The organism is Candidatus Dadabacteria bacterium (genome assembly GCA_009840385.1).
GTDB classification, from domain to species: Bacteria; Desulfobacterota_D; UBA1144; order Nemesobacterales; family Nemesobacteraceae; genus Nemesobacter; species Nemesobacter australis.
This window is the reverse complement of sequence record VXNX01000009.1, coordinates 58,939-81,910: the sequence shown is the minus strand read 5'-3', so window position 1 is coordinate 81,910 and position 22,972 is coordinate 58,939. Positions and strand designations below refer to the sequence as shown.

The 22,972-nt window shown below is 47.2% G+C and carries 22 protein-coding genes and 1 tRNA gene; 4 read left to right on the top strand and 19 right to left on the bottom strand.

Annotated elements, in window-relative coordinates:
• Positions 1-171 precede the first annotated feature (171 nt).
• The gene (fsa, locus tag F4X55_03585; GenBank protein ID MYC40077.1) at positions 172-816 is read left to right on the top strand and encodes a fructose-6-phosphate aldolase; all 645 of its coding nucleotides are present in this window, start codon (positions 172-174) and stop codon (positions 814-816) included.
• Here the strand turns inward: fsa and F4X55_03580 are convergent.
• From F4X55_03580 to F4X55_03505, 16 genes are all read right to left on the bottom strand, one after another.
• The gene (locus F4X55_03580; GenBank protein MYC40076.1) at positions 794-1,561 is read right to left on the bottom strand and encodes a TlyA family RNA methyltransferase; all 768 of its coding nucleotides are present in this window, start codon (positions 1,559-1,561) and stop codon (positions 794-796) included. The two genes, fsa and F4X55_03580, sit on opposite strands and share 23 nt — an antisense overlap.
• Positions 1,545-2,429 carry a polyprenyl synthetase family protein gene (locus F4X55_03575; protein MYC40075.1) on the bottom strand — a complete coding sequence of 295 codons (885 nt, stop codon included), beginning with the start codon at positions 2,427-2,429 and terminating at the stop codon, positions 1,545-1,547. The genes F4X55_03580 and F4X55_03575 overlap by 17 nt, the downstream gene beginning before the upstream one ends.
• Positions 2,430-2,690, bottom strand: a complete 261-nt coding sequence (xseB, locus tag F4X55_03570) for an exodeoxyribonuclease VII small subunit (protein ID MYC40074.1) — start codon at positions 2,688-2,690, stop codon at positions 2,430-2,432. It abuts the gene before it with no gap.
• Complete coding sequence (locus tag F4X55_03565) at positions 2,680-4,539, bottom strand: hypothetical protein (protein MYC40073.1); 1,860 nt, start codon at positions 4,537-4,539, stop codon at positions 2,680-2,682. The genes xseB and F4X55_03565 overlap by 11 nt, the downstream gene beginning before the upstream one ends.
• Positions 4,540-4,861: 322 nt before the next feature.
• The gene (locus tag F4X55_03560) at positions 4,862-5,404 is read right to left on the bottom strand and encodes a hypothetical protein (GenBank protein ID MYC40072.1); all 543 of its coding nucleotides are present in this window, start codon (positions 5,402-5,404) and stop codon (positions 4,862-4,864) included.
• 70 nt (positions 5,405-5,474) lie between these two features.
• Positions 5,475-6,287, bottom strand: a complete 813-nt coding sequence (locus F4X55_03555; protein ID MYC40071.1) for a hypothetical protein — start codon at positions 6,285-6,287, stop codon at positions 5,475-5,477.
• A gap of 252 nt (positions 6,288-6,539) precedes the next feature.
• Positions 6,540-6,616, bottom strand: a tRNA-Met gene (locus tag F4X55_03550).
• A gap of 298 nt (positions 6,617-6,914) precedes the next feature.
• Positions 6,915-7,817, bottom strand: coding sequence for a hydroxymethylbilane synthase (gene hemC / locus F4X55_03545; GenBank protein MYC40070.1), 903 nt, complete (start codon positions 7,815-7,817; stop codon positions 6,915-6,917).
• The gene (locus tag F4X55_03540; GenBank protein MYC40069.1) at positions 7,786-9,114 is read right to left on the bottom strand and encodes a glutamyl-tRNA reductase; all 1,329 of its coding nucleotides are present in this window, start codon (positions 9,112-9,114) and stop codon (positions 7,786-7,788) included. Before F4X55_03540 ends, hemC begins: the two co-directional genes overlap by 32 nt.
• Positions 9,115-9,143: 29 nt before the next feature.
• On the bottom strand, positions 9,144-9,848 hold the full coding sequence (locus F4X55_03535) for an SDR family NAD(P)-dependent oxidoreductase (GenBank protein ID MYC40068.1): 705 nt from the start codon (positions 9,846-9,848) through the stop codon (positions 9,144-9,146).
• Positions 9,841-10,272, bottom strand: a complete 432-nt coding sequence (locus tag F4X55_03530; GenBank protein ID MYC40067.1) for a 6-pyruvoyl tetrahydrobiopterin synthase — start codon at positions 10,270-10,272, stop codon at positions 9,841-9,843. The genes F4X55_03535 and F4X55_03530 overlap by 8 nt, the downstream gene beginning before the upstream one ends.
• Positions 10,266-10,688 carry a 6-carboxytetrahydropterin synthase gene (locus tag F4X55_03525; protein ID MYC40066.1) on the bottom strand — a complete coding sequence of 141 codons (423 nt, stop codon included), beginning with the start codon at positions 10,686-10,688 and terminating at the stop codon, positions 10,266-10,268. Before F4X55_03525 ends, F4X55_03530 begins: the two co-directional genes overlap by 7 nt.
• A 51-nt stretch (positions 10,689-10,739) precedes the next feature.
• The gene (locus tag F4X55_03520) at positions 10,740-12,281 is read right to left on the bottom strand and encodes an NADH-quinone oxidoreductase subunit M (GenBank protein ID MYC40065.1); all 1,542 of its coding nucleotides are present in this window, start codon (positions 12,279-12,281) and stop codon (positions 10,740-10,742) included.
• A 223-nt stretch (positions 12,282-12,504) separates the two neighbouring features.
• The gene (locus F4X55_03515) at positions 12,505-13,440 is read right to left on the bottom strand and encodes an LLM class flavin-dependent oxidoreductase (GenBank protein MYC40064.1); all 936 of its coding nucleotides are present in this window, start codon (positions 13,438-13,440) and stop codon (positions 12,505-12,507) included.
• A gap of 21 nt (positions 13,441-13,461) precedes the next feature.
• Complete coding sequence (locus F4X55_03510; GenBank protein MYC40063.1) at positions 13,462-14,358, bottom strand: radical SAM protein; 897 nt, start codon at positions 14,356-14,358, stop codon at positions 13,462-13,464.
• A gap of 196 nt (positions 14,359-14,554) precedes the next feature.
• On the bottom strand, positions 14,555-15,028 hold the full coding sequence (locus F4X55_03505) for a hypothetical protein (protein MYC40062.1): 474 nt from the start codon (positions 15,026-15,028) through the stop codon (positions 14,555-14,557).
• Positions 15,029-15,642: 614 nt separating this feature from the next.
• Here F4X55_03505 and hflX point away from each other — a divergent pair.
• Positions 15,643-16,920, top strand: a complete 1,278-nt coding sequence (gene hflX / locus F4X55_03500; GenBank protein ID MYC40061.1) for a GTPase HflX — start codon at positions 15,643-15,645, stop codon at positions 16,918-16,920.
• A 99-nt stretch (positions 16,921-17,019) separates the two neighbouring features.
• Here the strand turns inward: hflX and F4X55_03495 are convergent, their stop codons facing one another.
• Together F4X55_03495 and F4X55_03490 are read right to left on the bottom strand one after the other, a co-directional pair.
• On the bottom strand, positions 17,020-17,211 hold the full coding sequence (locus tag F4X55_03495) for a hypothetical protein (GenBank protein ID MYC40060.1): 192 nt from the start codon (positions 17,209-17,211) through the stop codon (positions 17,020-17,022).
• A gap of 33 nt (positions 17,212-17,244) precedes the next feature.
• The gene (locus F4X55_03490) at positions 17,245-18,261 is read right to left on the bottom strand and encodes a nitroreductase family protein (protein MYC40059.1); all 1,017 of its coding nucleotides are present in this window, start codon (positions 18,259-18,261) and stop codon (positions 17,245-17,247) included.
• A gap of 183 nt (positions 18,262-18,444) precedes the next feature.
• On the opposite strand from F4X55_03490, the gene F4X55_03485 reads away from it, so the two are divergent.
• Together F4X55_03485 and clpB are read left to right on the top strand one after the other, a co-directional pair.
• Positions 18,445-19,599, top strand: a complete 1,155-nt coding sequence (locus F4X55_03485; GenBank protein ID MYC40058.1) for a thiolase family protein — start codon at positions 18,445-18,447, stop codon at positions 19,597-19,599.
• Positions 19,600-19,784: 185 nt separating this feature from the next.
• Positions 19,785-22,370 (top strand): ATP-dependent chaperone ClpB, encoded by a 2,586-nt coding sequence (clpB, locus tag F4X55_03480; GenBank protein MYC40057.1) that lies wholly within the window; start codon positions 19,785-19,787, stop codon positions 22,368-22,370.
• Between the two features lie 163 nt (positions 22,371-22,533).
• On the opposite strand, the gene F4X55_03475 is transcribed toward clpB, so the two are convergent.
• On the bottom strand, positions 22,534-22,884 hold the full coding sequence (locus tag F4X55_03475) for an STAS domain-containing protein (GenBank protein MYC40056.1): 351 nt from the start codon (positions 22,882-22,884) through the stop codon (positions 22,534-22,536).
• Positions 22,885-22,972 lie beyond the last annotated feature (88 nt).

Genomic DNA, 22,972 nt, shown 5'->3' with positions numbered 1-22,972 from the left:
CCAGCTACTGCGAAACCTGACAAAAAGGCGTACTATACTTCCAGACAGATGGCATGCCATTAACGGAAGCATTTAAAAAATGTCTATTTCTGTTATTTTCTTCCCGAGGATGTACTGTGTTTCAGTAAAATAAACCGAAGAAAAACGGAACTTTCGCAAGAGGAGGGGAAAATGAAATTCTTTATAGATTCCGCGAACTTAGAAGAAATCAAAAGTGCCGCGGCTTTCGGAATAGTGGATGGGGTGACAACAAACCCCTCCCTCGTATCCAAGGAGGGAAGCCAAGAGAGTTTCGAGGACCTAGTCAAGGAGATATGCGACATAGTAAAGGGCCCGGTGAGCGCGGAAGTGCTTAGCACGGAGTACTCCGAGATGATCTCGGAAGGCAGAAAGCTGGCGAGCATAGACGAAAATATTGTCGTCAAGCTTCCCATGACCGAAGATGGAGTGAAGGCCACGAAAACCCTCTCAGATGAGGGTATAAATGTTAACGTTACCCTTGTTTTTTCTCCTTCTCAGGCACTTTTAGCCGCAAAAGCGGGAGCCGCTTACGTAAGTCCTTTTGTGGGAAGGCTTGACGATGTTTCGTCAAGCGGAATGGATTTGGTGCTCGATATCTGTGAGATCTACGCACATTACGCCTACGAAACCGAGATACTGGTTGCAAGCGTAAGACATCCCATGCACATAGTAGAAGCGGCTAAGATGGGAGCCGACGTAGCCACTTTCCCTTACAGGGTGTTTACACAGCTGTTCAAGCATCCCCTCACGGACATAGGACTCGAGAGATTTCTTAAGGACTGGGGGAAGAAGTAGATACGGCCCAGGAAGCGCAGACTAAGAACTCTCTGTTGCCTCCAGACCCTTTTATAGGAGATTCAATTAGACCTTGAACTCTAAATCCTAACTCACTGAGATGAAGTAATATTTTGTTATTAATTTCTTTGAGTTTATCTTCATTTTTTACTACCCCTTTCGCTCCAACGTCTTTTCTGCCCACCTCGAACTGAGGCTTTATGAGAGCAATAAGTGTCGCATTATCCGCAAGCACGGAAACGGCAGGTTTAATTATCATTGTAAGTGAAATAAAAGAGACATCGATCGTGACTATTTCGACTTTTTCTCCGACGTCTTCCGCCCGCAGGTACCTGCAGTTTATTTTCTCCCTTACTATTACCCGTTTGTCATTCCTAAGATTCCAGTCAATCTGTCCATGACCTACGTCAAAAGCGTAGACTCTGGATGCCCCGAACTGCAGAAGGCAGTCTGTAAAGCCACCGGTTGAAGCTCCTATATCGAGGGCGATTTTGCCTCCTACATCTATATTGAACTCAGTTATTGCCTTCTCAAGCTTAAGCCCTCCCCTGCTTACGAACCTTCTGGGGTCCTGCTCCACAACCACTTCGGAGTCTTTTTTTACCGCTGTTCCGGGTTTTTCCACCCTTTTCCCGTCTACCGTAACCCGTCCCGACATTATAAGCGCTCGAGCTTGGTTCCCGCTCTGGACCAGATTCTTCTCAACAAGAAGACTGTCAAGCCTTGTTTTATTCTTCTCTTTCACTCAACCAGGCTGCTATTTCTCTTAGAGGGTTTGGGGTTTTTTGAAAACTCTCAAGCTCGGCTATAGCTTGGTTTGTAAGTTCAGAGACCTTGGCCTTTGACGCCTCGACTCCCATAACTGATACGTAGGTATGTTTTTTTGTTCCGGATTCATCTCCCGGCTTCTGAGTGCTTTCCCTGATATCGAGAAGGTCGTCTTTTATCTGGAAGGCGATACCTATTCTCTCTGAATAGGACTTAAGGCTTAGAAGTTCCTCATCTTCCGCTCCCGCGAGCACCGCTCCGCTAAGAACGGATGCCGTGATCATCTTTGCCGTCTTCATTATGTAGGCATTCAAGATTTCGTCAACGGATGGATACTCGCTCCCATCCATTTCAAGGTCAAATGTTTGCCCCAGAACCATTCCCTTTGATCCTGAAGCCTCTGAGATAATGGAAATCACGCGCAATATAAGTTCCGACGATACACCTTCCCCAAGAAGTTTTTCCGTTATCAGATTAAAGGCATCGGTTAAAAGGGCGTCTCCTGCCAACGTGGCCACGGCTTCTCCGAAGACCTTGTGATTTGCCGGTTTCCCTCTTCTGGTATCGTCATCATCCATTGATGGCAAATCATCATGAATTATGGAATAGGTGTGGATCATTTCAATAGCGCAGGCCGCGGGCAAAGCGTTTTTGTAGCTTCCGCATATAAGTTCCGAGGCGGCGAGACACAGAATCGGTCTTAGTCTTTTTCCGCCCGGGTGGATGCTGTAGAGAATTGATTGGTGAAGTTTTGTTTTGACTTCGTCGGGTGGCAGGTATTCCCGCAGGGCATGGTCAACGATCTCTTTTCTTTTGTCGAGATAATCTTTTGTGTCAAAACTCATTTACTGGCTTTCGTCGTCAAAATCCTCAAGATCGAGGGTGCCGTCGTTTTTTTCCACTATAAGACTGATTTTCTTTTTAACGCTTTCAAGGTTTAAATAGCATTCCTTTATAAGGCTTGCTCCCCGCTCGAACTTTTCAATGGATTCATCAAGAGGAAGCTTTCCCGCTTCAAGCGCATCAACGATTTTCTTGATTTCTTCAAGCAGATCCTCAAAGGATTTTATCTCGGAGCTCATCTTCTCTTCACCTCTATATTTCAATCAACTCTTTTTCCGTTTCACTGAGAACATCAGGACTTGTGGAAAGTGGGTCCACGTCGAGAATTGATACAATATCACCCGCCTCAAGGTTAATGCCTTGGTGATAAACCAGCACCTCGTCTGTTCTTGTCCTCTCCACGATAAGTGGAATCAGGTGTTCCGGAAGCAATTTTTCAAAGTCCATTTTATCGATTACTTGAGACCTGAAAACGACGTATTCCTTCTCAAGAATTTTCGAGTATATGTCCATTACGTCAAACTTTTTTCCGAAAGCAAGGGGAACTCTGAATCTTTCCATATCTTCAATCTCGGAAGGAGACGCGTTCTTGTTTAAAAGCGCGCACACGTTACTGACCTTGAAATCTATTCTCACCAACCGGCAGGCAAGAACATTTACGTGATCACTTGTTGTAAGTGATATCAGGGTGTCCGGGGAAGAAATTTCCGTTTTCTCAAGTCCGTCCACAGTCAGACTGTTTCCTTCAACCGCATTAAGTCCCTCTGACTTGGAAAGATCCACTAGCCTTCTATTCGTGTCTATCAGACAGACTTCCTTGCCGGTTCTCTCAAGCAGTCTCGCTAGGAGCCTCGAGAGGTTGTTAGCTCCTACAAGCACCACTTTGTTTCTATTGTCGTTAACTCCCAGGACCCTTGAGACAAAACCTCCCGCACCTCCCTGAAGAAGAACCGAAACGGCTATGGTAAGAAACACAAGTCCTTGGACAATGTTGCCTCCTTCAATTTCATGTTGCTGCAGTTCCAGGGCGATAATAGAAGCTATTGACGCGGCAATTATTCCTCTTGGGGAAACGAAGGAAAGAAACATTTTTTCCCTGATTGAAAGACCGGAACGTATGCAGAGAAGAAATATTTCCACTGGCCGCACCACAAAAAGTAGCCCCAGCACAACCAACAGGCCATAGATGCCTAAATCCTTTATGTAATCGAGTTCCAGACTTGCCGCAAGGAAGATGAAGAGCAGGGAAATTACGAGAATCGTAAGCTTGCCCTTAAATTTCTTCATTTCTTCTTCCTCTGGAATATTCAAGTTTCCGATTATGGCTCCAGAAACGATAGCCGCTACAAGCCCCGCGTCTGCAGTTATCATTTCGGCGAACCCGTAGACAGCGAGCGCAGAGGCAAGCATGAAAAGATCTACGAAATCCTCCATGTAGATATAGAACCTTTTAACCGCGAAAGTCGCCGCATAACCTCCAAGGAAACCCAAAACCCCTCCTACTACAAACTTGTAAGCTACAAGAAGTATCATCCTGCCTATTTCCGCGACATTACCTTGAAGTCCTAGGGCAAAGCCAGAAGCGGCGTTAACGCTCTCAATAAGCACTACTTCAACTACGAAAATGGCTATCAAGGCTCCAATGGGGTCAATCAGCACTCCTTCGTATTCGAGTATGTGCTTTAGGTTAGGTTTGACTTTAAACCTTCTGAGCAGGGGATGAACGACGGTTGGACCCGTTACTATTACCAGAGAGCCGTAGACAAAGGCCATTTCCCAGGAAAGATCGGCAACGAAGTACGCAAGGATCGCTCCGCCTACCATGGTAATCATCGCGCCCACGGTTATAAGCAGCAGTATTATGTTCCCGTGGCTCAGCGCTTCTTCTTTGTTCAGATTAAGCCCCGCTTCGAAAAGGACGATAGCTACGCAGAGCTTTATTATTATTTCAAGCCCTTCTCCGAACTCCGAGGGGTGGACCAGAGATAGAAATTCCGGCCCTACAAGAACCCCGAAAATGAGGAAAAACACGATATTTGGAAACCCTGTCCTGATGGAGAGCATCTGGCCGATTACTCCCAGCACCAAGGCAAGGGATACCATAACGAGCAAAGAGATATCCAACCTTTTTATAGAAGTGGGGGTTCTAAAAAGAACCCATGAAAACAGATTATAACCCGAGCATGGTTAAAAATGAAACATAAATCATCTACATGAAGTGGCCGATTTACATATGAAATGAATAGTCAATACCGGAGCTGTTTTTATGCCTTAAGCAGGTTTTTAGAGGGGAAGAACCTGTATTTCACCAAGGATAGAAACAAGGAAGCTGCTGTTAGGTGTTACTTTCCTGAGAAATATTGGGGGATTATATATCCTGTTGACCGGTGAATTAAAAAGGGGGGCTATGTCTCGGAGACTACGTATGAGTTAATCAGAAAGGAGTTTCCATAAACTTTTCAAAAGCTTGGCACTCTTTGTATGTTTTATTCTGTGCATAGTCTAAAATTCTAGTCAGATAACTTATTTGGTTTTCATCGGAAAGGCGTGAAAGATTTAAGCGTTCAAGTCTAGCAAGAAGCATATCTACTTTCAGGGAGTCCTTAGGGGAAAGGAAAGGAGGATCAAAACCCCCGCTTTGTTCCGCCTGAATAGACTGAGCAGTGAGAGTTTCTATGGCATGCTCCAGTTCGGGGATTGACTGCCTGAATTCCCACTGGTTGGAATCGTGCCGTATCCAGTCCCAGTAATAGAAAAGCAGCCATGTCAGCACTGCGAGAATGCCATAGAAGGAAAAAGAGGTCATGATGCCGTTGTAAAGTCCAAATTCGGTGATGATGTCAACAGGAATGAGGGACCCCCTTGTATGAACTTGAAGAGAGCACCCCAAAGCTTCCAACGCCAAAATAATCCGCAGGATAGTACGTCGCCCTCTTGGCAGTATTGGCCCCAGATTTATAGGGATAGTATAGCTCATAGCTGCGGGAATTATGCTTAATTGCGGAAAGAACCGCAAGAAAAGAATGGTCGGTTAGTGTCGTGTTGGTTTAAAACAACGTTTTGGTAAGTTTCGTAACACCTTCGATAAGCTCAGTTACTTGATCTTTTGAGGGTTCTTTTTTCTTGTCGTGGTCACATAGATTTCTAAGGTCACCGAGATGCTGATTTGATCTCCACTGAGGAGTATTAATTACATTTTCCTTTTTCAGCGCATCATTAAAGTCTGCAATTGTGAGTTTCTTTTTCCTGAATTTGATTTGATGATTTCTGCAGACTTCCGCAAGATGCTTTTCCATCACAACTCCTGCCATTGCACCTCCAGCTCTGAGAAAGCCTTGGTTTACCAATGCCATTGCGGCTTCTAACTCAGAGTCAAATAGATCTGCTTGGACGATTTGTTTAATATCGAAGAGCGAACTCTCGAAACGCTTCTTGATGGCTTTGACCATAGCAAATTGCTGTCTGAACCGAGGGATTGCTGAGTCAATATCAACAACAACAACTTTCTCGTATTCACGGCCGCGAGTTATCTGAAGTCCCACAAGGTAGTCAGATATACGGTAGCTTTCGTAGTCTATCTCCTTGCGTGCCTTTGGCTTCTCATAGTGACCAACGAAATCATCCAGACGGTCTGGAAGTAATTGACGTATAAGTGCCTTTGCTTCTGAATACCAAATTTCGTATTCCTCGGAAAATTTTGGCAACTTGTCTAGGAATTCTGAAGCTCCATCTCCTAGTTTTTTCTTAAGGGCTTTTTCAAGAGCTTTTGGAGCACACTCATACTGCATAGCAAATTCTAGTATTTTTCCAGTTTCTATGAGTTTTTTTAGATCCTTCTTGTACCGTTCTAAGTTTTTCAATGGTAAAGCGCCCTCCCCGAAGATTATTTGGAATAAGGCTATTGTATCAGCTGCTTTCAACCATAGTAGGTAATGGAAATCTTCTTTTTAATGAAGCATTTCGGTTAGTTATGTATATAATTCCCACTTTATCCCGAACCAAGTGATAGACTACAGTTTATCTATACTATTTTTAAAGTGGGGCATAAAGGGGGATTATTCCGCCTTTCTTCCTAAAAAATCCTTTGCTTCCAGCGAGTTACAGAACAGAGGTGGTAGCGGGGGCGGGATTTGAACCCGCGACCTTCGGGTTATGAGCCCGACGAGCTACCAAGCTGCTCCACCCCGCGGCAGAATTTATAAAGTGTCAATTTTAATTAAAGCATTGGTTATGTCAAACTGGGCGCCTCCCGAAGATTTCCCTGTTTTCTAGGGGTTTTTCTTCCCAACCTATATTTGATATCTTTAGCCTTTCCTTGGCCTGACTTACCGATTGAAGCCAAAGGATGGAAGCTTATTCTTCGCTCAAGTACCGCCGGAACAAAAAAGCTGTCAGAGGAAATCATCCTTACCATTGTTCCCGAACCGAACGACGGTTCCCGGCAGGAAAACATCTAGAGCAACTACGACTTAAAAACCAAGCGGGTTTTATGGCGAAAACCCTGCCCGTTCCATAAGATCCTTGGCCATAAATGCTCCTTCAGCGGACGCTTTTTCCGCACTGCACTCCCAGGTGTTCCTTGAGACTGTGTTTTTCTCCATGTCTATGAAAACGGAATTCGCCGATATTTCCCCGAGATGTACCTCCGCACAGCATCCAAGTGGAATTTGACAGTCTCCACCGAAAGTTTTTAGAAAAGAACGCTCGAATATCGCTGCGGTTTCCGTATCTGTATGTGTAATTGCGGATACGAAGTTCCTTGTTTCCACATCATCTTCTCTGAATTCTACGGCTATTATTCCCTGACAGGGTGCCGGAACCATATAGCTCTGCGCAAAGTACTGGGTAATACGCTCGGAAAGTCCAAGCCGTTTGAGTCCTGCTGCAGCAAGAATTATTCCGTCGAGGCCTTCTGAGAGAATTTTTCTGAGCCGGGTATCAACGTTTCCTCGTATGGGAAGAACTTTTAGCTCTGGGAATCTGGAGAGGAGTTGCGCCTTTCTTCTTACGCTTCCGGTCCCCACCCTGCCCTCTCCACCGAGTTGTTCAAGGGTGTTGCCGTCTTTTGAAATAAAAACGTCCCTTGGGTCTTCTCTTTTGAGCGCAGAGCTTATGACGAGTCCGTCCGGAAGAACCGAAGGCATGTCCTTCATGCTGTGAACGGCAATGTCTATTTCGTCCGAGAGAAGGCCCTGCTCTATTTCTTTTACGAAAATCCCTTTGCCACCCATACCGGAGATGTCTTGTTCGGGGTTAATATCGCCCGAGGTCTTTATTTCCTTTATCTCCGTTTCTAGCGAGGGGAAAGCAGCGTGAAGTTCCGTTTCGACAAGGCGGGCTTGGTGCAGAGCAAGTCTGCTACCCCTGGTCCCAATTCTCAGCTTCGTCATAAATATCTGTTGCGTCCAGTGAGATGTCCATTGGGTCAAGCTCGAAAAGCCTTCTTGTTACCTCCGAGTAGAGGGCCGCTTCGTAACCAGACGTTCTTTTCTTCAGGTTGGTAACCGGGTCGTGAAATATTTTTCCGATTATGGAATTTGCCAAGCTCTCTATAATCTCTTTCTGCGTCCCGGTGCCGCCTTCGAGTTTTCTAAGCGCCTTCTCAACCTCGGTCTTTTTTATCTTCTCGAATTTTTGCTTGATATCAATTATGACGGGAAAGACCTTAAGGCTTTCCATCCAGTCCATAAACCTTTTCTCCACCTTTAGAACTATTTCTTCGGCTTTTTTGAGATTTTCCTTTCTGGAATTCAAGTTTTCGCCCTGAACTACTCTGAGATCGTCTATGTCGTAGAGATAAACCCCTGGGATTCTGTTTATCTTAGGGTCAATATCGCGCGGAACAGCTATATCGATCATGAAAATCGGATCGTTTTTCCTGAGTTTAAGGGACTGTTTTACGTGTTCGCTTCTTATTATATAGTCAGAAGACCCCGTTGCGGTCACAAGAATGTCAATGTCTTTCAGGCGGTAAAGCATTTCTTCAAACCTGATGGGCTTGCCGTTTAGGGACTGAGAAAGTTTTTCCGCGTTGCTGAAATTTCTGCTGGTTACGTACAGTTCCTTTATGTTGTTCGAGACAAGGTGTTTTGCGAAAAGCTCCCCCATTTCTCCGGTCCCAACCAGCATAACGGTCCGATTCGCCAGATTCTCGAATATCCTTTTGGCAAGCTCCACTCCTAGATAGCTTATCGAGACCGCCTGAGAAGAAATCCCCGTTTCGGCTCTCACTTTCTTTCCCGCAAAAAAGGCCCTGTTAAAAAGCCTGTTGAGTATAAGTCCGACCGTGTTCTCAGAATGCGCCACGCTGTATGAGCTTTTAAGCTGGTTCAGAATTTGGGTTTCTCCGATTACCATTGAATCGATGCTGGCGGCCACTCTGAAAAGATGCCTTACGGCGTCAGGTCCCACGCGGGTATGTATATAGGGGGAGAGACTCTGGCCGGGAAGCTTGTGGAAATCCAGAAGGAACGATTTGATTTCCCCCTCGCATTTCCCGCAATCTTCAGTCGCCGCGTAGACCTCAACGCGGTTACAGGTGGACACAATGCAACATTCAAGCACGTTTTCCCTGAGGCGAAGAATTCCAAGCGCTTCCCTAAGGTCCGTATCAGAAAAAGAAAACCGTTCCCGCACTTCCACGGGGGCTGTCTTGTAGCTGATTCCAATTGAAACTATTTCTATCATCTGCTTTTTCCAGAACCGGTCTTGCGCAGTTATAAACTACCCGTGGATGGAACTATATCAATTTCATCTATGTTCGCTTCCGGGGGCTGATTTATGACCGAGAGGACTGTTTTCGCCGTAACTTCAGGGGACATCATTTTTTCGCTGTCCCATTCTCCGCCAAGAGAATCCCAGATGTCCGTTTTGGTTGGACCCGGCAGAACCGCAGAAACCCTTATTTCCCTGTCCCTTAACTCTTCTCTCAGTGAATTGGTAAAACCCAAGACGGCGAACTTGGAAGCGCAATAGGCGGCCCACCCGGGAAAGCCTTTCTTTGAAGCGTTTGAGCCGATGTTTACGATATGGCCTCCTCTGGGGATAAGCGGGAGTGAGTGCTTTACCATGAGGAAGGTCCCTCTTGCGTTTACGGCCATCATTTCATCCCACTGCTCGGTGCCGGTTTCTTCTACCGAACCCGTGTAGACAATACCCGCGTTATTTATGAGTACGTCAATTCTCCCTTTTTCTTTCGCAACGCTCGAGATGAATCTTTGGATTTCAGCCTCAACCGATATATCAACGGAGGAAATAATGAAACTCCCGGCAAAAGAGGATATTTCGGCCTCAAGGGAAGCTGCGCTCTGGGGGGTTTTTGAACAAAGCGCCGTAAAGAAACCCGCTTCGAGCAACTCAATTGCAGTCGCTCTTCCTATGCCCCTTGCTGCCCCGGTTAGGACTGCGACTTTCTCAGCCATCTTGTTTTTCCTCGGAATACTCAAAATAACTTTTCGGATTCTCCCAGATCCTTATGTGATCAAGCTTACCCGGAATGATTTCCGTGAACTTTTGCCACAGATATTCCCCGATATTTTCAACGGTCGATATGTTTTTCTGAAAGAAAGGTATATCCCTGTCTATCCATTTATAGTTAAGTTCTTCGATTATGGGAGCTGCCTGTTTTTCAAAATCAACGCGGTTTATGATCATGCCAGTTTCATTGTCTATTTCCCCTCTTATTCCCACTTCTACGGAATAATCGTGTCCGTGTCCCGCGGGATTCGCGCATTTGTCGAATATGGCAAGATTTTCTTCGTCGGACAAACCTTCTATGAAAAGCCTGTGGCTCGCAGAAAATCTAAATACCCTTGTCAGAAGCACTTGTTCTTTTCTTTTCAGCATTTGCGGTAGTCGACGAAAAGATCGTCTGTTTCATATACCCTTATTTTATAGAGACGGCAGTCGTCCCTCTCAAGGACTTTCTCCTCAACCATTTCCCAGAGAACCTTGGCTATGTTTTCCGTCGTTGGTATAAGATCCTGAAAACGCGGATTGTCTTCATTTAAGTTCTTGTGGTCAAAATCGGCCAGAACAGAGGAAATGATTCGCTTCAGGTCAAAGAGGTTAATAATCATTCCCGTCTCCAGGTTTATTTCTCCCTCTACCGTGACTTCAAGCGCGAAATTATGCCCGTGTCCGCCCGGCAGGCTCGATTTGCCGTAAAACTCACGGTTTTTTTCCTCGCTCCAGTTCTTGTTCCAGTACCTGTGAGAGGCAGAGAACTCGACTTTTTTTGTTATGAGCTTTTTAAAAGACATCGATTCGATCAAGCCTGCAAACAGCCGCCTGAAAGCCGGCCGGTTATAGCTCTAAGGCCTGTTTCTCTGGGTTTCCGGCAGAGTGGCATCCACACGGAAAGCTTCTTGCTGTGTCCCATCTATTATTCTTGTTACCGTGGGTTCCATTTTTGAGAGAAATGGTTGCGGATAGACCCCCATCAGAACCATCATTACGGCGAGAGGAATCATAAGGGCTATCTCCCTGGGATTAAGATCCTTAAGTCCCAAATTTATTTTCTTTATTACAGGTCCAAACATCACCCTCTGGTATGCCCAGAGCATGTAAACGGCCCCAAGCACAAGTCCCGTGGCCCCAAGCGCGGCGTACCAGTAGCTTTCCGCGAACACTCCCAGCAGAATCAGAAATTCTCCGATAAAACCGTTTAGGAGAGGAAGCCCTATAGAAGAAAGCATGGCGATCATGAAAAATAGCGCAAAAATCGGCATCACTTTCGCAAGCCCGCCGAATTCCGAAATCATTTTGGTGTGGCGTCTTTCGTATATCATCCCGACAAGAATAAACAGAGCTCCGGTGGAAAGACCGTGGCCTATCATCTGGTAGATTCCGCCCTGCACACCGTGGAGGTTAAAGATGAACACGCCCAGCATTATAAGCCCCATGTGACTCACGCTTGAGTAGGCGACCAGCTTCTTGAGATCCGTCTGCATGAATGCCACCATCGCTCCGTAGATTATTCCGGTAATCGAAAGAGCTATGAGAACTCCGGTGTATGCATCTATCGCCTCCGGGAAAAACGGGATGAGAAACCTTATCACCGCGTAGGTCCCCATCTTAAGGAGCACGCCTGCGAGTATGACGCTTCCGGGAGTGGGTGCTTCAACATGGGCGTCAGGAAGCCAGGTATGGAACGGAAACATCGGAACCTTGATTGCAAAAGCCAGGAAGAACGCCAGGAACACAAGCCCCTGGGGACTCAGTATGCCGTCAAAAACGAGACTTGTTCTTTGGAGATCAAAGAGGTTCATTGACGCAAAGCCGAACTGGTCTATGTGAGCGTAGTACATGTAAATGATCGCCACCAGCATGAGCCCGCTCCCAAGCGCCGTATAGATGAAGAATTTTATTGCCGCATAGATTCTTCTGGAAGACCCCCAGATCCCTATGATGAAATACATCGGAATCAGTACCGCCTCCCAGAATATGAAGAAAAGAATCATATCCAGCGCGGTGAAGGTTCCGATGAGCGCCGATTCAAGAAAAAGAGTAAGACAGAGGAATGCCCTCCATCCGCCTTTTATTGCGTTCCAGGAGCAAAGAATCGTAATCGGGAAAAGGAAGGTCGTGAGAAGCACAAGCAGAAGGCTAAGACCGTCAACTCCAAGGTGATAAGATACTCCCAGGTCCGTAAGCCAGGGGATTTTCTCTTCAAACTGCATGATGGAAAGAGAACCGTTGAACCTGAAGAAAAGCGGGAGTGATACTACAAATTCGGCCAAGGTTATTAAAAACGCAACCGTTTTTAACTGGTGATCGGAAACCTTCTGGAAATATGGCAGAAGCGCAAGAACCACAGCTCCCAGAAGAGGAAGGAATATGAGCAGGGATAGAATGTTATTATCGATACTCACGCTCAGGCAGACCAGGGCAAAGAGAATAAAATCGCCGTAATTATACTTTTATAAAATTCCGTTCTCAACCACGTGAGTGAAAAAATTCCAATTGCAGCGGCAGGTTCCGGAAAAATGATTGATTATGGAAAGATATGCAGATTTATGGAGAGAGGAAAGAGCGGAAAATATCGTTTATTTTCCGCTCTTCTAGTCTGCAAAAAACTTAAGAATAAGCTTTAGCTGTTATCTCCATTACCTCTATATTACTCTGCTTTCCTACCGGTCCGGGAACCAATATGGCAAGATCGACCCCAGCCGTGAAATGCTCCTCGAGTTTTTTCTTGCAGTTATCCGGCGTGCCGGCAAGCGCCACCGAATCTATCAGCTCATCGGTGAAAACTTCGGCCGGATTTGCTCCGTCCTGCACTTGGTCGATTATATCCCCGAAACCTATGTTTCTTATGAGTCTCTGGTAAAAGGGAAACCTGGCGTACGGACCGAGCCCTCTTTTGGCTGCGGCAACGGCTGCGTCTCCATCATCCGAGACAAAGGACGGAATGCCGTTTGTAATCGATATGGCTGAAGGATCCCTTTCCGCTTTTGCGGCGCCCGCAGCAACATGCCCTTTTAAGGTAGCTATATAGGCGGGAGGGCATAGATACGGCATTATGCCGTCGGCAACCTCTCCGGCAAGCTCCGCCGCGGCTTTAGTGAGTCCCGCTATATGGACCGGGAGATCCGGCACTTGTCTTTTAAGAGAAAGCCTTGGAGACGTTCCGTCGGCAAAGGCCCTCACTTCCCCGACGTAGCTTCTCATCGCCTCAATCGGGTTTCCCATGTCTATATCGTATCTATTGTTAACAGGCTTGTGACTGACTCCGAGTCCGAGAATCATTCTTCCGTCCGTTATTTCCTGTATGGTAAGCGCAGTCGCGGTAGCCACTACAGGCTGGCGCATGTATATGTTGGCTATCCACGTTCCGACATTTATCTTCTCGGTGCACTCCGCAAACACCTGAGCGTTGGTTATGGCGTTGTAAGGCGGTACCTCGGGAGAGAAGATACCGTCAAAACCCGCTTCTTCAGTAATTCCCGCGAGCGCTCTAAGGTCACTCACACTGCATCCCCAAACCGGGGAAGTTGTTGCAATTTTTCCCATTTCAGCCTCCTTAAGTTTTTTTCAGTACTGGTTTACTACGTCTCTGTAATAATCCGGACGAAGAAAAGCTTCGTCTCTGGTTCTTAACACTTCTTTTATGTCTTCAAGAACTCTGCTTTTTTCCTCGGGGAATTTAGCCCTGACAGGAAGATAGTTCGATATATGGTTTGAATAGAAATAACCGTCGGAGAGCTCCGTATTCTCAACTATGGTTTCAAGTTCCTCTATCATCTGAAATTTGTCCGGAAGCTCAAAAAGCCCTTCCTGCCACTGCTCGTAAATAGGAGCTCCGGGACGAAGTTGAAGGGAGAGAGCTCCGACATATTCCGGATCGCATTCCGTAAGAAGTTTCCCTGTAGCCAAAGCGTGCTCCCTGCTCCTGTCTTTTCCGCCGATACCGAGAAGAACCATAACCGAATTCATTATCCCAGAGGCTTTCAGTTTTCTTGAGGCTTCAACAGTCTCGGCAAAGTTCGCCCCCTTCTCTATTCTCTCCAGCACAATGTCGTCTCCGCTTTCAAAACCTATGTAGACCATGGAGAGGCCGTTTTCCCGGAGACGCGTGAGGTCTTCAACAGATTTTCTGAGTATGTCTCCTACATTCGCGTACATAGTGATTCTCTCAAGACCCGGGGCTTTTTCGTGGAGATAGTCCATTATTTCCATGAGTTTTGCCGTGGAGAGAACAAGTGCGTTGCCATCCGCTATGAAAACCCTTCGTTCAAGCAACCCATTGCGCTCGGCGGCATCAATGATCTCCTTGATTTCGCCCATAGGCCTTACCCTGAATTTCTGGGTTTCTTTTCTGTACATGGCGCAATAGGTGCATTTGTTGTGGGAGCAGCCGATGGTAGCTTGCAGAATAAAGCTCTTGTGTTCGCTTGGAGGGCGGAAAAAGGGAGTTACATATTCAATCATCACTGTAGAAACTTAACAAAATTTCAAAACCTGTTCAATAAAGCTTTGCAATGATGCAAAGCATAGGTTATCTTTGCGCCATCATGTTCAATCTCGAACCACACGAAAAAGAAGGGTTTAAATACATACTCGGCGTGCCAATACTTATTGGACTCATAATGGTCATCGCCTTCTTAACACACCTTGTTCTTACTCCCTAGGTAGCGCCCCAGCGGATTACCCGCAGGATAAGTTCGTGGACCTCAATCTCCACTCCAGTACTGTCCCGGAAAAGATATCCCCCGCTCTTTTTCTCTTCCCAGTTTATTCCGAGGAGTTTCATATTTTTCTTCGGTTTTTGAGGGTCGGGATCAATTTTTCTTCCAACGAAGGTGACGGCTTTTTCGTTCCCGCAAAGAACCATAATCAGCTTTGAAGTGCCGAAAAGGATTAAAAACCCGGGAGTTTTTGCTCCAGTGTCAAAAACCGCGTGCATAAAACCCGGAGGCGGTGCAATCACGCTGATTGTGTCTCGGCCGTATTCCTTGTTTAAAGACTCCACATGGGTCTCAAAGCTGCGGCAGAGAAAATCTGAGGCTTCCTTCATCTCCTCATATATATCATCTGAGTCGTCTGAGACTTTTTCTTTTTCGTAAAACTCAGCGATCCATGGCTGTTTTTCCGTTTCCACGGCACATCACCCTGCCCTGCAGCTTTTAATCCGGAGTTTCTGGAAACAAAAAGCTTCGCTGTTCCCAGCCCTGAAAAACCCGTGAACTGGTATAGATTTTTCCCTAGTTTCGCCGAAAACGCTTCAAATTCCTTGCACAATATAATAATATAAGCATCAAGGGGAAACAAAAGATAGATAGAATCTACGGAAATACCTCGGGACTTACGAAAAGCGACCTGAAGAACCTGCTCAGGATATACAAGAGGAAAATCCCCCAAGATCGGTTACTAACCCCTGAACTCACCCGAACTCTTTTAGCCTTCTCGGGCGAACTTAAAAGAACTATAACGGTACTTATTAACCGCAAGGGAAAGATAAGATTTGTCTTCATCGGAGAACCTTGCGATTTTCCTTTTGAAAAACTGCTTGGAAGAAGGAGAAGAGCAAAATACAGACTCAGGGGCTTTCGCGCTCTAAGAACCAATCTCAAGGGATCCGGTCTTACAAATTCCGACCTGATAACTCTGGCAAGCGAAAGACTCGATCTGGTGGCTTCGGTATCTACTGGTCAAAACGGTTCAGCCGGACGCTTTGAGTATGCGAACCTTGTTCCACCGAATGGAGAAAGTCAGGTGAAATGGGAGATTTCGAAGTTTTCGGACCTGGGTCGAATAAACATTAATCTCGAACAGGAAATAGATGGTATAGAAGAATCTCTCAGGCATGCTTTCCTAAAGAACGGAGGCAAGGAAAACAGGGAAGGAGTGATGCTCGTGGGGTTCAGCACCAAATTCCGCTACCTGGCCGAGAAATCCCTTGGGGAACTTAACTCTCTGGCTCTTTCTGCCGAGAAAGTGGTGCTCGACAAGATGGTTCAGACAAGAAAAAACATAGATCCTCGTTACCTCGTCGGCAGAGGCAAACTCAGGGAAATTGCTCTTCACGCCAAGCACCTTGGAGCGGACACCATAATTTTCGACACGGAGCTTACCCCCGCCCAGGCAAACGCTATCGGGGAGGAATCCGGTCTCGATATAATGGACCGAAGTCAGCTGATAATACAGATATTCGCTAAACACGCCAAGACAAACGAAGGAAAGATCCAAGCAAGGCTTGCCGAATTTCAATACAATTTACCGAGACTTAAAGGCAAGGGAGCTGCTTTTTCCCAGCTGGGGGGCGGAATAGGAACAAGAGGTCCCGGAGAGAAGAAACTGGAGCAGGAAAGAAGAAACATAAGAAAACAGATCGAACAACTCGAAAAACAGATTGACGGTCTTTGCAGAAGAAGGGAACACACGAGAAAAAACAGGAAAACCTCGAAAATTCCGACCCTGTCTTTCATAGGGTACACAAATGTCGGCAAGTCAACGCTTTTTAATCGTCTGACTAAGGCTTCCATCATGACTCAGGACAAGCTTTTCTCAACTCTTAACCCGACAACGAGAAGGGTTATGCTTCCTGGAGGAAAGCACGTACTTATGACTGACACGGTAGGCTTTATAAGCAAGCTTCCAAAAGAACTCATAAATGCGTTCAGGGCTACGCTTGAAGAGATAGGAGAAGCTGACCTGCTGCTTCACGTCGCGGACGCAAGCGATCCCGAGGTCAGGGAAAAAATAGATTCGGTAATTAAGATCGTAGAATCCATGGAGTTCGAAGACATACCAAGCATTCTCGTGTTTAATAAGGTTGATCAGGCCGATGCGGATACACAAGCTGCTCTTCACGAGGCATTTCCTGAAACGCCGTTTGTATCAGCCAGAAACGGAAGAAATTTCAGAGAGTTACTTCTCTATATAGAGAAATTCGTTGAAGAAACCGATGCGGATGCCAAACTCCGGAATTCTAACTTGGGGGAAAAACTGAAAAGCAGTTTCTCGCCTTCCCTGCTGCATAGCTCGCCTTAGTTTCCCAAGGGCTTTAGCAGTCTTGTTTGTAAAAGCAATAAAAAAGGGGGATGACCGTTCGCACGAACATCCCCCTTTTTGTTTTTTACTTCCGTGACCTTACCAAGGCTTAGACTTGTCGTCTACTCCATCTAGATTCTGGAGCCACTTTGTATGGTCATAAAACGCGGCGCCGAAAGTAAGAGCCAGAGTAGCGATTATAATACCAATATCGGTATTTTTGGTTTGCTCGGCTCTCCTTTTTATTCTGTCATGAATCGGATCTGGAATATTCAGCGTTATCTCTGCCATTACCAAAACCTCCTTGTTTATTTTTGATAAGAACTAGTCGGCATCCCCTATGCCTTTTTCTTCCCTGTACTTCTGGATCTCCTCCCGCTTCACCGTCGGTTTGAGGGTAAAGCCCGAGGGGTCAGCGGATGCACCCGCGGCCGAAGCCTGAACTTCCTCGGCACTGAGGGGCTCAGGTTTCTTGTCTCCCGCAAGATCTCCAAGCTGGGAATCTTCAAGCTTCCAGTCCGTAAGCCACTCGTCTCCGAGACCGAAACGTTTGGTGAGCTTGTTGATCTCCTCAAGTCTTCCGGGAAGAGGTCCTGATGGCTGAAGCATGTTCAGATCCTCAAGAAGCTTTACTACCTCGGGATCTCTCGGGAAGGCGTTTCCGACCTGTTTTTCGAAGAACATGGTTTCAAACGGAGGTCGGCTTCTTGCTCCGCCGCCGTCCATGCTCTCAGCGGGATAACCGACGGTCATAAGCCAGCTGAACACGTAAGTGTCTGGAAGATTGAACTTTGCTTTCGTGTTCCTTCTGGCTCCACCGCTGGCGCCGTTAAGGCAGGTTCCGAGACCCAAGGACGTCGCAACAAGACAGGCATTCTGTATCGCGTTTCCAAGATCGATCGCGGCAAGCCGGTGCAGTACCGCATCGGGAAGCATTGCAGGAAGCGGGAACAGCCTGGATACCCTGTCATATTCCCAGCCGTGCGCCTTATCGAGTGCTCCGGTTCTTAGAAGGTCGTGGATAGACTGACCCATTGTGTCGTAGTTGCCCATGTCGTAGCACCAGAAGATAAGCACGGGAGCCATCTGCGTTGTAATCTGACTCCAGTCGGATATAAACTCCCATATTTCGGGATCTTCATCCCTGTATACAACTATTGCTCTTTGGCCATTGAAGTTGCCTGCCGTAGGAGAAAGCCTGGCAGCTTCCAGCATGGCCTGAACCTTCCATTTCTCAACGGACTGATGCGGCTCATACCATCTGATGGACCTTCTTAGTCCTATGGAACTGAAGGTGTCCATGATATTACCAACTTCGCTGGCACTTGGTACATCACTCATATTAATAACCTCCTATCTGGGTATTTTTTATTCAGAGTTAAACTCCAAAACCTCTCCAGACATCATACCATTAAATTGCGAAAATTTCATCATCGAAAATCAAAATCTCGTAAATTTTACAACGCAAACGATTTTGTATACATTTTATTGCCGAATTTAAAGTGCAAGCTGGAGGAATTATCAATGAGAGACGTTTACATTATAGGAGTGGGAAACACCGCCTGCGGAAGATTTCCCGACAAACCGGCTCACGTCCTCGCAAGAGAAGCCGCATGGGCCGCGATACAGGACTCGGAAATTCACGCGCGGAAAATAGAAATCGCGTTCTGCGGTCATGTCTACCAAGGCATGGGAGTCGGACAGAGAGCTCTTAAGGAAATAGGTCTCGTCGGACAGCCGACCATAAATGTGGAGGGTGCTTGCGGAAGCGGAACGCTTTCCCTCTGGGAAGCTTGGAGAACCGTAGCCTACGGACAGTACGACATAGCCCTCGCTCTCGGTGTCGAGAATCTGAGTAGAATTCTCTCCGGAGGTCCCCTACCCCTTGAGGAAGACGACCTTGAGGTTTCCATCGGCATGGGAATGCCCGGACTCTACGCGATAAGAGCTTCAAAGTACATGAGCGAATACGGAGTTACCCTGGAACAGCTGGCCGAAGTCGTCGTAAAAAGTCGCTACCACGCCTCCCTGAATCCTCTTGCCCAGTACAGAAAGCCCACCACGGTGGAAGAAGTACTGAATGCGCCGATGATTGCCGACCCGCTTACGCGCAACATGTGCTGTCCCGTTGGGGACGCGGCCGCGGCCGCGGTGCTGTGTTCCGAGGAACATGTCGGAGAACTTGCTAAAAAGATGCCAATAAAGATCCTGGGCTGTGTTGCCCAGTCGGGCAAGTACAGCAGTCCCACAGGCCTTACCTGCGATCCTTCCGAAAATGTCTGGAGAACCTCCCAGATGGCTTATGAAATGGCAGGACTGGGACCCGAGGACATGGACGTGGCTGAAATTCACGATGCTTTCTCAATAGCGGAGATGATGGTTGTGGAATCCCTGGGCTTTTGCGAAAAGGGAGAGGGAGCTACCCTCATAGACGAAAAAAGCACGTGGGTGGGCGGTGATAAAGTTGCCGTCAACCCAAGCGGCGGCCTGCTTTCACGGGGACATCCCGTTGGGGCTACCGGACTTCTTCAGACCGCTGAGATCGTAAGGCAGCTAAGAGAGGAAGTTGAGCCTGAACGCCAGGTGAAAGATGCCAAAGTCGGTATTATCGAGACCATGGGAGGCGCCCAGCCCGCCATGGACGGTATCACCTGCGTCGTGAGCATTCTTGGGAAATAATGTAGCGGCACTATAGTCTGCGTCCCTGCAATATCCCGGTTTTTATAGGCAACACAAAAAAGTTACGCGTGCGGTGCTTTAACCGCTCTTGGGGATTGTTGCGCAACTTTGTTCTGTGTTCCCTATCTTTTTTATTCCAGCCAATTTCTTGATTCCGGGCAAAGAAGAATTATTTTGTGTGTGAGATGATTTCGCCCGAAAAACTCACATTGAAGGCCCAAGAAGCTATCGTGGAGGCACGAAACGCGGCAAGCGACAACGAAAACCAAGTAGTTGACTTGCCCCATTTATTCGCGGCCCTGCTAAGTAAGCCCGGGATGCCAACCAGGATTCTGGAGCAGCTGGAATCCGACCCCCGGGAGCTTGCGCGGACGGCCGCCGAACAGATATCCAGGCTTCCCAAGGTAAAGGGAGCATCTGATCAGGTATACATGAGCAGAGAACTTGACTCTGCTATCCGGTCGGCTGACAAAGAAGCGCGATATCTCGGGGACGCCTATGTAAGTACCGAACACCTTCTGATTGGAGTGGTTTCTCACGCCACCGGGTCTCTTAAAGACAGCTTTTCGGAATCGGATGTAACCAAGGAAGGGATATTAAAATCACTAAAAGAACTGAGAGGTAACCAGACAGTGGACACGCAAAATCCTGAAGACACGATGGAACCGCTTCGCCAATACGGAAAAGATTTCACCGAGCTTGCCCGAAGCGGAGGCATAGACCCTGTTATAGGAAGAGACGACGAGATAAGGAATGTGATACGGGTACTTCTTCGAAGAACGAAGAACAATCCTGTCCTCATAGGGGAACCCGGAGTGGGGAAAACGGCCATAGTGGAGGGGCTTGCCCAGCGCATAGTCGACTCCGATGTTCCAGAAGGACTTAAGGATAAGAAGCTCATTTCCCTCGATCTGGGATCGCTTCTCGCCGGGGCGAAGTACAGGGGACAGTTCGAAGAGAGGCTCAAGGCGGTACTCAAAGAGGTTACGGAATCCCAAGGAGAGATAATTCTTTTCATAGACGAAATACACACCGTCGTGGGAGCAGGGGCGGCCGATGGAGCTATGGACGCGTCAAACATGCTCAAGCCGGCCCTTGCGCGCGGAGAACTTCACTGCATAGGTGCGACCACTCTTGATGAATACAGAAATCACATAGAAAAAGACGCCGCCCTTGAACGCAGGTTTCAGCAGGTCTACGTTGATGAGCCTTCCGTGGAGGAAACCGTGTCGATCCTAAGAGGTCTTAAGGAAAAATATGAAGTTCATCACGGCGTGAAAATCAAGGACGAAGCTCTTGTTGCCGCCTCCCAGCTTTCAAACAGGTATATCTCCGGGAGGTTTCTGCCGGACAAGGCCGTTGACCTTATGGATGAAGCCTCGGCGCGGCTCAAAATGGAGATTGACTCCGTGCCGACCGAGATAGACGAAATAAAAAGAAAGATAATGCGCCTTGAGATAGAAAGGGAGGGATTTAAAAAAGAGCAGGAACCTGAACTTCTGGGAAAGCTTGAAGGGATTGAAAAAAACCTCTCGGAACTAAAGAAGGAAGCGGAGATACTTGAGGCGCACTGGCAGAAGGAAAAAGACTGCATATCGAGAATAAGAAGGACCAAAGAGGAAATAGAGAACGGAAGAATCGATGCGGAGAGAGCGCAGAGAGAAGGAGACCTCTCCCGCGCATCCGAATTTCTTTATGGCAGAATCCCGGAACTTGAAAAGGATCTGGAGAGCCTCGGCGCGGAGCTTTCCGAAATACAGAGCCAAAGGAAAATGCTTCGCGAGGAAGTAAGTGCCGAAGATATAGCCGCGGTTGTATCGAAGTGGACGGGAATACCAGTATCAAGCCTGGTTGAAGAGGAAGTCGAGAAACTCGTTCACATGGAAGAAAGACTCTCGAAACGGGTGGTGGGGCAGCCGGAGCCGATAAAACTGGTCTCAAACGCGCTTCGCAGGTCAAGGGCCGGGCTCTCCGATCCGAGAAGGCCGATAAGCTCGTTTATATTCCTCGGACCTACAGGGGTTGGGAAGACTGAACTCGCCAGATCACTTGCCGAATTCATGTTCGACAATGAAGATGCGATTGTACGAATTGACATGAGTGAGTATATGGAGAAGCACTCGGTATCAAGACTGATCGGAGCCCCTCCCGGGTATGTCGGATACGAGGAAGGCGGGCAGCTTTCAGAAACCGTGAGGAGACGACCCTACTCCGTGGTGCTTTTTGACGAGATAGAAAAAGCGCACTCCGATGTGTTTAACCTGCTTCTTCAGATTCTTGACGACGGAAGACTCACCGATGGGCAGGGAAGAACCGTTGATTTCCGCAACACTGTAATAATAATGACCTCAAACTTGGGGAGCCAGCACATACAGGAATCGTCAGGGAACAGCGAGGAAATGGAAAACAGAATAAACGAGATGCTCAGAAACTACTTTCGTCCTGAATTTCTAAACAGAATTGACGAAGTTGTCATATTCAGCGCTCTGAAAAGAACAGACCTCATTAAAATAGCCGAGATACAGATCGGATATCTAAAAGAGAGGCTTGCGGAGAAAAATCTCGCTATACAACTTTCCGAGAAAGCCGTTACAAGGCTGGTCGATATTGGTTACGATCCCGTTTTCGGGGCGAGACCGCTTAAACGCGCCGTACAGAAATATATACAGGACCCGCTTGCAAACCAGATATTGAAAGGGAGTTTCAAGGATTCAGCCACGGTAAAAGTGGATCTGGACAAAGAAGGAAACTTCACTTTCAGAAAGAAATAGCTAAAGATTAAAGGCTAAACTTGGTAGTGAGAACCAGGGCGAGAACCGCAACCAGATTGTTTCGTTCACAAATCCTGTGAATCATTTTTTTTGTTAGTCTCGGCAACGTGATTCCGACGCTGTATGGGTTTAAGGATATCCGTTACCTGTATCGGACGGACTTTTAAGTTACCGCTGCTATGGCTTCGGAGCGGGAATCGAGCACCGGCATGATTCGGTCAAAACACGTGATCTCGAATACTTCTCTCATAGGTTTGGACAGGGAGCACACCGCGAACTTCGCTTTGTTCTCCTGCTGCCTTTTGGCGACAAGCAGGATCGAGCGCAGTCCCATGCTGTTGATGTAGTTCAGCCCTTCGAGATCCAGAACTATAGGAACATCCTGCTCCTGGATTCTCTGGAATATCTCACGGTGAAATTCCCGTCCGCTCAGGCCTTTGATCTCGCCGGATATGCTTATTATCAGAACTCCTTTGAACTGATCGAGCTGGATTTTAAATTCTACGTCACTCATTTTAAGCGCTTCTCTATACTGCCCGGACGCTGCAGTATTATCTCGAACTTGCTCCGTAGGGAACACATTAAGCCCATGCTCACATTCT